Below are 9,413 nucleotides of genomic sequence, written 5' to 3'. Positions count from 1 at the left end.
CCCCCCGCCCTGCCCCTCTACCGCAGCCAGGGCCTGCGCGCCCTCGAAGCCGCCACCGGCAAGCAGCCCCTGATGGAACGGGCCGGCCTGGCCGCCGCCGACCTGGCCGCCAGCCTGTGCCGCCCCGGCCCGCTGCTGGTGCTGGCCGGCCCCGGCAACAACGGCGGCGACGCCTACGTGGCCGCCCGCCACCTGCAGGCCCGCTTCTTCGCCGTACAGGTGGTGGCCTGGGACGACGGCCAGCGGGCCCCGGCCGACGCCCGGGCCGCCCGCCAAGCCTTCCTCGAGGCCGGCGGCGCCATCCTCGACGCCATCCCCCCCTGCCCCCGCTGGGGCCTGGTGCTGGACGGCCTCTTCGGCATCGGCCTGCAACGCCCCCTGAGCGGCGCCTACGCCGATGCCGTGGCCGCCGCCAACCATCTGGCGGAGCGGGACCATTGCCCCCTGCTGGCCCTGGACTGCCCCTCCGGACTCGATGCGGACAGCGGCCGCGCCCTGGGGCCGGCCATCCGCGCCAGCCACACCCTCACCTTCATCGCCCACAAGCCGGGCCTGCTCACCCTGGACGGGCCGGACCACTGCGGCGCCCTGCATCTGGCCGCCCTGGAGCTGGACGCCCCCGCCCTGGTGCCGGCGGACGGCTGGAGCATCGGCCGGGAACACTTCGCCGCCCACTTGCAGCCCCGCCGCCGCAACAGCCACAAGGGCAGCTACGGCAGCGCCGGCATTCTCGGCGGCGCCGCCGGCATGGTCGGTGCCGCCCTCCTCGCCGGCCGCGCCGCCCTGCTCCTGGGCTGCGGCCGGGTCTTCGTCGGCCTGGCGGACCGCCACGGCCCCGCCTTCGATCTCCAGCAGGCGGAACTGATGCTGCGTCCGGCCGCGGCCCTGGAGGCCGCCCCCCTCACCGCCCTGGCCGTGGGCCCGGGCCTGGGCCAGGCGCCGGAGGTCAGGGAATTCCTGTCCCGGGCCATTACCGGCCCACTGCCCCTGGTCCTGGATGCGGATGCCCTCAACCTGCTGGCGGCCGACCCCACCCTGGCCCAGGCCCTGGCCACCCGCCAGGCGCCGCGGCTGCTCACGCCCCACCCGGCGGAAGCGGCGCGCCTGCTGGGCACGGAAGTGGCCCCAGTGCAGGCTGACCGCATCGGCGCCGCCACGCAGCTGGCCGAGCAGTTTGGCGCCTGGGTCGCCCTCAAGGGAGCCGGCACCGTGGTCGCCGCGCCGGACGGGCGCTGGTGGATCAATACCAGCGGCAACCCGGGCCAGGCCGCCGCCGGCCAGGGCGACGTGCTCACCGGCATGACGGTGGCGCTCCTGGCCCAGGGCTGGGAGCCGGGCGCAGCCCTGCTGGGGGCGGTGCATCTACACGGCGCCGCCGCCGACACCTTGCCGGGAACCGGCGTCGGCCCCATCGGTCTGACTGCCTCGGAGACGGCAGTGGCGGCCAGGGCCCTGTTCAACGCCTGGTGCCGGACGGCCGTCTGACCCTTACCGCGGAGCGCCGCTCCGCCCAGCAAAAGAAAAACGATGTCCCATCCCAGCCATCCCCTGCGGGGCGTGCTGCTCATGCTCGCCGCCGTCTTCTTCTTCGCCCTGCTGGATGCCACCTCCAAGACCCTGGCCGCCACCTATCCCATTCCCTTCCTGGCCTGGGCCCGCTACCTGGTGCATTGCCTGCTGATGCTGGTCTTTCTCGGTCCCCGCCTGGGCCGGGGCCTGCTCAGCACCCGGCGGCCCGGGCTGCAGATCCTGCGCGCCCTGCTGCTGGTGGGCGTCACCGCCTGCATGATGGCGGCCCTGCGCAACATGCCCCTGGCCGAGACCACTGCCGTGGTCTTCATCACGCCCCTGCTGGTGGCCATCCTGGCCGGCCCCTGGCTGGGCGAGAAGATCGGCCTCAACCGCTGGCTGGCGGTGGGCATCGGCTTCATCGGGGTGCTCTTCATCGCCCGCCCCGGCGGCGACCTCAACCTGGAAGGCATTGCCTGGGCCCTGGCCTGCGCCGGCTGCTACACCGTTTATCAACTGCTGACGCGCCAGCTCTCGCCCACCGAGAACACCCTGACCATGCTTTTCTACACCGCCCTGGTGGGCACCCTCACCATGACCCTGGCGGCACCCTGGTTCGGCGCCGTCCCGGCCATCCAGGGCTGGGACTGGGCCCTGCTGTGCGCCATGGGGCTGTTCGGCGGCAGCGGCCATTTCCTGCTCATCGCCGCCTTCCGCCACGCCCCGGCTTCCACCCTGTCGCCCTTCCTCTACGTGCAGCTGCTGTGGGCCACCCTGCTCGGCTGGATCGTCTTCGGCCACCTGCCGGACGGCCTCACTACCGCCGGCATGGCCGTCATCGCCGGCAGCGGCCTGTGGCTGGCCCTGGCCCAGCGGCGGGAAAGCCGCCGCGGCTAGGCCGGGCGGGGATAGGGATAGAGCATGTTGAGGGCCACGCTCTCGCCGTTGGGCTGCACCATGCGCACGTGCTCCCGCTGGAATTCCCGGGCGTGGCGCAGGCCGCAGGAGTGGGCAATCATGTCCATCTCCTTGCCCATGTTGCGGCAGTAGGCGGCCACCCGCTCGGCCTTGTCCTCCACGTCCAGGCCCCGCTGCAGGCGCGGGTTGTGGGTGGTGATGCCGGTGGGACAGGTGTTGCTCTGGCAGCGCAGGGCCTGGATGCAGCCCAGGGAGAACATGAAGCCCCGCGCCGAATTGACAAAATCGGCGCCGCAGGCCAGGGCCCAGGCGGCCTTGGCCGGGGTCACCAGCTTGCCGGCGGCGATGACCCGCACCCGGCCCTTGAGGTCGGCCTCCAGCAGGGAATCCACCACCCGGGGCAGGGCCTCCATGATGGACAGGGCCATATGGTCCGCCAGGGCCTGGGGCGCCGCCCCGGAACCGCCCTCGCCGCCGTCGATGGCGAGGAAATCGGGAGCGCAGTGCAGCCCCCGGCGCAGCACCGCCTCGTTGAGCAGGTGCATGAACTGCCAGCCGCCGATGGCGGTCTTGATGCCCACCGGCTTGCCGGTGACGTCCCGCACCCGCTGCACCATGTCCAGCAGCTGCTCCATGTCGGCGATGTCCCGGTGCCGGTTGGGCGAGAGGGAATCCTGGCCCAGGGGAATGCCGCGGATGGCGGCGATCTCCGGCGTCACCTTGGCCGCCAGCAGCACCCCGCCCTTGCCCGGCTTGGCCCCCTGGGACAGCTTGATCTCGAAGGCCCGCACGTTGTCGTGGGCCGCCAGCTCCCGCAGTTTCTGCTCCGACAGGCGCCCCTGGTCGTCGCGGCAGCCGTACTTGGCGGTGCCGATCTGGAAAATGATGTCGCAGCCCCCTTCCAGGTGGTAGGGCGAAAGGCCGCCCTCCCCCGTATCCATCCAGCAGCCGGCCATCTGGGCGCCCCGGGCCAGGGCCTGGACGGCGGGCTTGGAAATGGCGCCGAAGCTCATGCCGCTGATGTTGATCAGGGAGCGGCCGGTGAAAGGCTTGTCGCACCAGCCCTCGCCGATGACCAGGGGCGGCGTCGGCAGGCGTTCCTCGTCGAGCACGGGGAATGGCGCATTGACGAAGAGGATGGCGCCGGTCTGGTGCAGGTCGTAGGTGGAGCCGAAGCCCAGGATGCCGCCCTCGTTCTTGGCCAGGCGGTAGATCCAGCCCCGGGTGGCCCGGTCGAAGGGGCGCTCCTCCCGGTCGTTGAGGAAGAAGTACTGGCGGAAGTACTCCCCCAGCTTCTCGAAGAAATAGCGCAGGTGGCCGACGATGGGATAGTTGCGCAGCACCGTGTGGCGCTTCTGGGTGATGTCCTGCACATACCAGTACACCAGCCACGCCGCCAGGCCCAGGGCGAGCAGGACGCCCAGACTGACATGCAGGATACCCATTGCTTCGCTGCCCATGGCGCCTCCTTTGCGGATGTTAGAATTGCGTCCGGTCAATCTAACATGAACGAAAGCCTGCCGTGCCCAAGCCCGTGGATTCCCAACTCACCCTGCAACTGCCCCCCGCCGCCGAAATCGAGCGCAATGTGGATGGCGCCCTGGCCGAGGACGTGGCCGGCGGCGACCTGACGGCCCAGCTGATCCCGGCCGGCCAGCCCGGCACGGCCACGGTGATTTCCCGTGAAGAGGCCACCCTGTGCGGCACCGCCTGGTTCGAAGCCGCCTTCCGCAAGGTGGATCCGGCCTGCCGCATCACCTGGCACGCCCAGGACGGCGACCGGGTCCAGCCCAACCAGCTGCTGTGCGACATCGCCGGCCCGGCCCGGGCCCTGCTCACTGCCGAGCGCACCGGCCTCAATTTCCTGCAGCTGCTCTCCGGCGTCGCCACCCGCACCCGCCGCTTCGTCGATACGGTGGCCGGCACCAGGGCCCGCATCGTGGACACCCGCAAGACCCTGCCCGGCCTGCGCCTGGCCCAGAAATACGCGGTCACCTGCGGCGGCGGCGACAACCACCGCATCGGCCTCTACGACGCCATCCTGATCAAGGAAAACCACATCATGGCCGCCGGCGGCATCGCCCAGGCCGTGGCGGCGGCCAAGGCCGTGGCCGCCGCGGCGACCGTGCCCTGCAAGTTCATCCAGGTGGAAGTGGAAAACCTGGAGGAGCTGCGCCAGGCCCTGGCCGCCGGCGCCACCATGGTCCTGCTGGACAACATGAGCCTGGCCGACATGACGGAAGCCTCCCGCCTGGCCGCCGGCCAGGCCGTGCTGGAAGCCTCCGGCGGCGTCAGCCTGGAAACGGTGCGGGCCATCGCCGAAACCGGGGTGGACCGCATCTCCATCGGCGGCCTGACCAAGGACGTGCAGGCCCTGGATCTCTCCATGCGCTTCAAGGCGGGCTGAGGGGCCGCCGCAGCGGCTCTCCACCGCCTCTCACCGGCTTCCCCAGCGCCTTACCCATCCGCCTGGGGCCTGCCCTCCGGCAGGCCTGCATCTCTTTGTTCCCGGGCCGGCCGGGAGCCAAATATGTCACGGCAGCGCCGGAGCAGGTGGCTATAATCGGCCGAAGAACCCCGGTTCCGCCGCCACGGCGGGCCATCCGCCGGGGTCGTCACCGGGGGAACGACATGCTGTTCGCGCTTTTCTACGTCATCGCCATCGCCGTGCTGGTGCTGCACTTCACCGGCTTCCTCGCCCGTCACAATCTGGAATGGCTGGTCCTGGTCCTGGCTGCCGCCGTGTTCCCGGCCGTCATCTACCTCTAGCCGCGCCTCGCCATTCCCGCCGGGCTGAACCTCAGCCCGGCTTTCTCGCCACCAGGTCGATCAGGGCCGAACGGCCCCGATGGGCCTGGCCTTCATGCAGTTCCGCCTCATACTCCCGCAGTTCCTCGATCTCCAGGCCGGCGAAGGCCTGGCGCAGCAGTTCCGGCGTGTACAGGTTCTCTACCGCACTGGGGCCGCCGGTGCGGTATTCCAGCTGCTTTGGGGTGTAGCCGTGCAGCAGCAGGCGACCGCCCGGCTTCAGGGCCTGGGCCATGCCGGCAAAAATCCGTTCCTGTTCCGCCGGATTGGCGAACTGGATGAACACGGCCAGCACCAGGTCGTAGGCGGCCTCGGGCCACGCCCAGGCCAGCAGGTCCGCCACCTGGAAATCCACCAGGACGCCCCGGCCGGCCGCCAGCCTGCGCGCCTTGTCCACCGCCACCGGCGACACTTCCACCGCCGTCACCTGCAGGCCCTGCTCCGCCAGCCAGACGCTGTTGCGTCCCTCGCCGTCGGCTACGGACAGGGCGGTGCTGCCCGCCCCCAGGAGGAATTCGTGGAGGGCGAGAAAACGGGTGGGAGCGGTGCCGAAAAGGTAGTCCTCGCCGGCGGCGCTGAAGCGCTCACTCCAGAATTTTTCGTGTTGGCTCATCTTGATCGCTCCATCAAAGAAAAAGGGCACCCGCAGGTGCCCCGTTCGGCAATGGCCGGCCGTTTACTGGCCCGCCAGACCTGTCAGACCCGGGCCTGGATGAAGGCTTTCACCGCATTCACATCCGGGTCCATGACCTCGACGCGCTGGGGCAGCTTTTCCAGACCTTGGAGATCGGCAGGCACTTCCGGTTCCCGGCCCAGGGCCTCCCGGATGGTCTCGGCGAACTTGGCCGGCAGGGCCGTTTCCAGCACCACCGTGGGCATGCCGGCGACGGGATTTTCCTTGGCCACCTTGAGGCCGTCGGCGGTGTGGGTGTCGATCATCACACCATAGGTCTGCCAACAGGACTGGATGGTGGCCAGGCGGTCGGCATGGCTGCTGGCGCCGGAGACGAAGGCGAAGCCGGCCAGCTTGTCCATGTAGGGGGTGCCGCGCAGATCGAAGGCATTGCCCGCATCCACCTGGGCCCACAGTTCCCGCACCTTGGCCGGGTCGCGACCCACCAGATCGAAGACGAAACGCTCGAAATTGGAGGCCTTGGAAATGTCCATGGAGGGGCTGGAGGTGACGAAGGTCTCGGCGGTCTTGCGGGGACGATAGACGCCGGTTTTGAAGAACTCGTCCAGCACGTTGTTTTCGTTGGTGGCCAGGATCAGCTTGCCGATGGGCAGGCCCATCATGCGGGCGATGTGGCCGGCGCAGATGTTGCCGAAGTTGCCGGAAGGCACGCAGAAGGCCACCTGCTGGTCGTTGTTCTCGGTGGCGCCGAAGTAGCCCTTGAAGTAATAGACGATCTGGGCGGCAACCCGGGCCCAGTTGATGGAATTGACGGCGCCGATCTTGTACTTGGCCTTGAAGGCGGCGTCGTTGGAGACGGCCTTCACGATGTCCTGGGCGTCGTCGAACATGCCGCGCACAGCGATGTTGTGGATGTTCTCGTCCTGCAGGGAATACATCTGGGCCCGCTGGAAGGCGCTCATCTTGCCGTCCGGGGAGAGCATGAAGACACGCACGCCCTTCTTGCCCCGCATGGCGTATTCGGCGGCGGAACCGGTGTCGCCGGAGGTGGCGCCGAGAATGTTGATCTCTTCGCCGCGCTTGGCCAGCACGTACTCGAAAAGGTTGCCCAAGAGCTGCATGGCCATGTCCTTGAAGGCCAGGGTGGGGCCGTTGGACAGTTCCTGCAGGGCCAGCTTGCCCTGCTCCAGCCAGTGGATGGGGGTCACATCGGCGGCGTTGTCGCCGGGACGGGCATGGCAATAGACCTGGGCGGTGTAGGTCTTGTCGCAGATGGCCTTGAGGTCGGCCGGGGGAATGTCGTCGATGAACTTGGACAGCACGGCAAAGGCCAGCTCGGCGTAGGACAGCTGACGCCAGGCATCCAGCTCGGCCCGGCTCACCTGGGGATAGGTTTCCGGCAGGTAGAGGCCGCCATCGGGGGCCAGGCCGCCGAGGAGGATGTCGCAGAAGGACTGGGTCGGGGAGGAGGCTGCATCACCGCGGGTAGACAGATAGCGCATGGAAAATCCGGGACGTTCAAGGACTTAAGGAAGGGCCGAAGGATACCACGGCCGCTCCCCTTGCCGAAGGCGGAGCCTTGATCATCCTGAACTTGTAACCAAGAAAAAGGCCGGCGCAAGGCCGGCCTAGTGGGATCGGGCGGCGCCGGGCTGGCCGGCGCGCTGCCTCAGCCCTGCTTGGTGAAGTCGATGACGATGGCGCCCGGCTCGCGCTGCACGTAGGCAATGGAAATGCCGTCGCCGTAGCGGGTGAGCAGCTGGTCCAGCAGCGGCAGGGGGTCGTGGTCGTTGCAGAAGCGCATGGTCTCGCCGGGGAACAGGGCGTCGAAGGCGCCGAAGATGGCGGCGTGGCGGAAGCGCTTGGCAACGCCCCGGGCGTCGAAGGGATAGAGGGCCAGGGGAGTGGGTTGGTCGCAGGCGTGCATGGATGTCCTCGCAGGGATCGGAGTAAAAACAGGAGCGCCCATTGTGTCCGGGCGGCACCGCTCCGTCTTTGATCCAGACAGGCAAAACCCCTGAGGCGGCCAAGGACTTTTGCCCCATCCTGCCAAAGAAAAAGGACGGGCACCTTCACCGCACCATCCCGGAGACCCGCACGGGGCGGACATTTCCGGGAAGGCAGGCTGAAGATGCCCGTCCTTGTTGCATCGCAGCCCGTCAGGGCTGCGCGGTGCCGCTTACTGCAGTTCTTCCAGGCGCAGGCGGGTGACCTGGCCCTGCACGGCGGCCAGGGCTTCGATCTTGGCGATGGCCGCGTCCACGTTCTTTTCCCGGGTCTGGTGGGTGAGCAGGATGATGTCGGTCTGCACTTCGCCCTCGCCCGGCTCCTTCTGGATCATGGCATCGATGGAGATGGACTGGTCGGCCAGGATGCGGGTGATGTCGGCCAGCACGCCGGGCTTGTCTTCCACCCGCAGGCGCAGGTAGTAGGCGGTCTGCACTTCGGCCAGGGGCAGGATCGGCAGGTCCACCACGGCGTCGGGCTGGAAGGCCAGGTGGGGCACCCGGTGTTCCGGATCGGAGGTATGCAGGCGGGTGACATCCACCAGGTCGGCGATGACGGCGGAAGCGGTGGGCTCGGCACCGGCGCCCTTGCCGTAGTAGAGGGTGGCGCCGACGGCGTCGCCCTTCACCAGGACGGCGTTCATGGCACCTTCCACATTGGCGATGAGGCGCTTTTCCGGGATCAGGGTGGGATGCACGCGCAGTTCCACGCCTTCCGGGGTGCGCTTGGTCACGCCCAGCAGCTTGATGCGGTAGCCCAACTGCTCGGCGTACTTGATGTCGATGGCGTCCAGCTTGGTGATGCCTTCCACGTGGGCCTTGTCGAAGCTCATGGGGATGCCGAAGGCGATGGCGGACATGATGGTCAGCTTGTGGGCCGCGTCCACGCCTTCCACGTCGAAGGTGGGGTCGGCTTCGGCGTAACCCAGGCGCTGGGCTTCCTTCAGCACGTCGGCAAAGGACAGGCCCTTGTCGCGCATCTCGGAGAGGATGAAGTTGGTGGTGCCGTTGATGATGCCGGCCACCCACTCGATGCGGTTGGCGGAGAGGCCTTCGCGCAGGGCCTTGATGATGGGGATGCCACCGGCCACGGCGGCTTCGAAGGCGACGATGACGCCCTTCTTCTGGGCGGCGGCGAAAATTTCGTTGCCGTGGGTGGCCAGCAGGGCCTTGTTGGCGGTGACCACGTGCTTGCCATTCTCGATGGCCTTCATGACCAGGTCCTTGGCCACGCCGTAGCCGCCGATCAACTCGACGACGATGTCCACATTGGGGTCGCTGACCACGGCGAAGGCATCGTCGGTGACCTTGCAGGCGCCGCCGGTGACCTGGCGGGCCAGGTCCAGATTGCGATCGGCCACGATGGAAATCTCGATGGGACGGCCGGCCCGGCGGGTAATTTCTTCCGCATTACGTTTGAGGACGGTGAAGGTGCCGCCACCGACGGTACCGATGCCGAGCAGGCCGACGTTGATCGCTTTCATATGCAAGATCCCTAGTTGCTGAGTTAATTATCGTGGTTGGAAAAATCAGGTGCG

The 9,413-nt window shown here is 68.5% G+C and carries 9 protein-coding genes; 4 read left to right on the top strand and 5 right to left on the bottom strand.

Features of this window, described 5'->3' with window-relative positions:
• Together AC1RTA_RS11490 and AC1RTA_RS11485 are read left to right on the top strand one after the other, a co-directional pair.
• Positions 1-1,485 (top strand): NAD(P)H-hydrate dehydratase (locus AC1RTA_RS11490; protein WP_492784781.1); only part of this gene is annotated, 1,485 nt, incomplete at its 5' end.
• 42 nt (positions 1,486-1,527) lie between these two features.
• Entirely contained in the window at positions 1,528-2,406 is an 879-nt protein-coding gene (locus AC1RTA_RS11485) for a DMT family transporter (protein ID WP_492784780.1), read from the top strand.
• Here AC1RTA_RS11485 and AC1RTA_RS11480 read toward each other — a convergent pair.
• A complete protein-coding gene (locus tag AC1RTA_RS11480; RefSeq protein WP_130458661.1) occupies positions 2,403-3,887 on the bottom strand; it encodes an FMN-binding glutamate synthase family protein in 1,485 nt (494 codons plus the stop codon). The genes AC1RTA_RS11485 and AC1RTA_RS11480 overlap by 4 nt on opposite strands.
• A 62-nt stretch (positions 3,888-3,949) precedes the next feature.
• On the opposite strand from AC1RTA_RS11480, the gene nadC reads away from it, so the two are divergent.
• Complete coding sequence (gene nadC, locus AC1RTA_RS11475; protein ID WP_492784779.1) at positions 3,950-4,834, top strand: carboxylating nicotinate-nucleotide diphosphorylase; 885 nt, start codon at positions 3,950-3,952, stop codon at positions 4,832-4,834.
• 224 nt (positions 4,835-5,058) lie between these two features.
• The gene (locus AC1RTA_RS11470; protein ID WP_014237918.1) at positions 5,059-5,196 is read left to right on the top strand and encodes a hypothetical protein; all 138 of its coding nucleotides are present in this window, start codon (positions 5,059-5,061) and stop codon (positions 5,194-5,196) included.
• 31 nt (positions 5,197-5,227) lie between these two features.
• Here AC1RTA_RS11470 and AC1RTA_RS11465 read toward each other — a convergent pair whose 3' ends face one another.
• The 4 genes from AC1RTA_RS11465 to AC1RTA_RS11450 form a co-directional block, all read right to left on the bottom strand.
• Positions 5,228-5,848: a class I SAM-dependent methyltransferase gene (locus AC1RTA_RS11465; protein ID WP_492784778.1), complete on the bottom strand. Its 621-nt coding sequence runs from the start codon at positions 5,846-5,848 to the stop codon at positions 5,228-5,230.
• Between the two features lie 83 nt (positions 5,849-5,931).
• On the bottom strand, positions 5,932-7,371 hold the full coding sequence (gene thrC / locus AC1RTA_RS11460) for a threonine synthase (protein ID WP_287875703.1): 1,440 nt from the start codon (positions 7,369-7,371) through the stop codon (positions 5,932-5,934).
• 167 nt (positions 7,372-7,538) lie between these two features.
• A complete protein-coding gene (locus tag AC1RTA_RS11455; protein WP_014237922.1) occupies positions 7,539-7,796 on the bottom strand; it encodes a DUF2249 domain-containing protein in 258 nt (85 codons plus the stop codon).
• A 252-nt stretch (positions 7,797-8,048) separates the two neighbouring features.
• The gene (locus AC1RTA_RS11450) at positions 8,049-9,359 is read right to left on the bottom strand and encodes a homoserine dehydrogenase (protein WP_014237923.1); all 1,311 of its coding nucleotides are present in this window, start codon (positions 9,357-9,359) and stop codon (positions 8,049-8,051) included.
• Positions 9,360-9,413 lie beyond the last annotated feature (54 nt).

It is taken from the genome of Azospira sp. MPR-E4 (assembly GCF_058809645.1).
The sequence above is the reverse complement of the archived record's forward strand: the minus strand, read 5'-3'. Positions and strand labels throughout refer to the sequence as shown.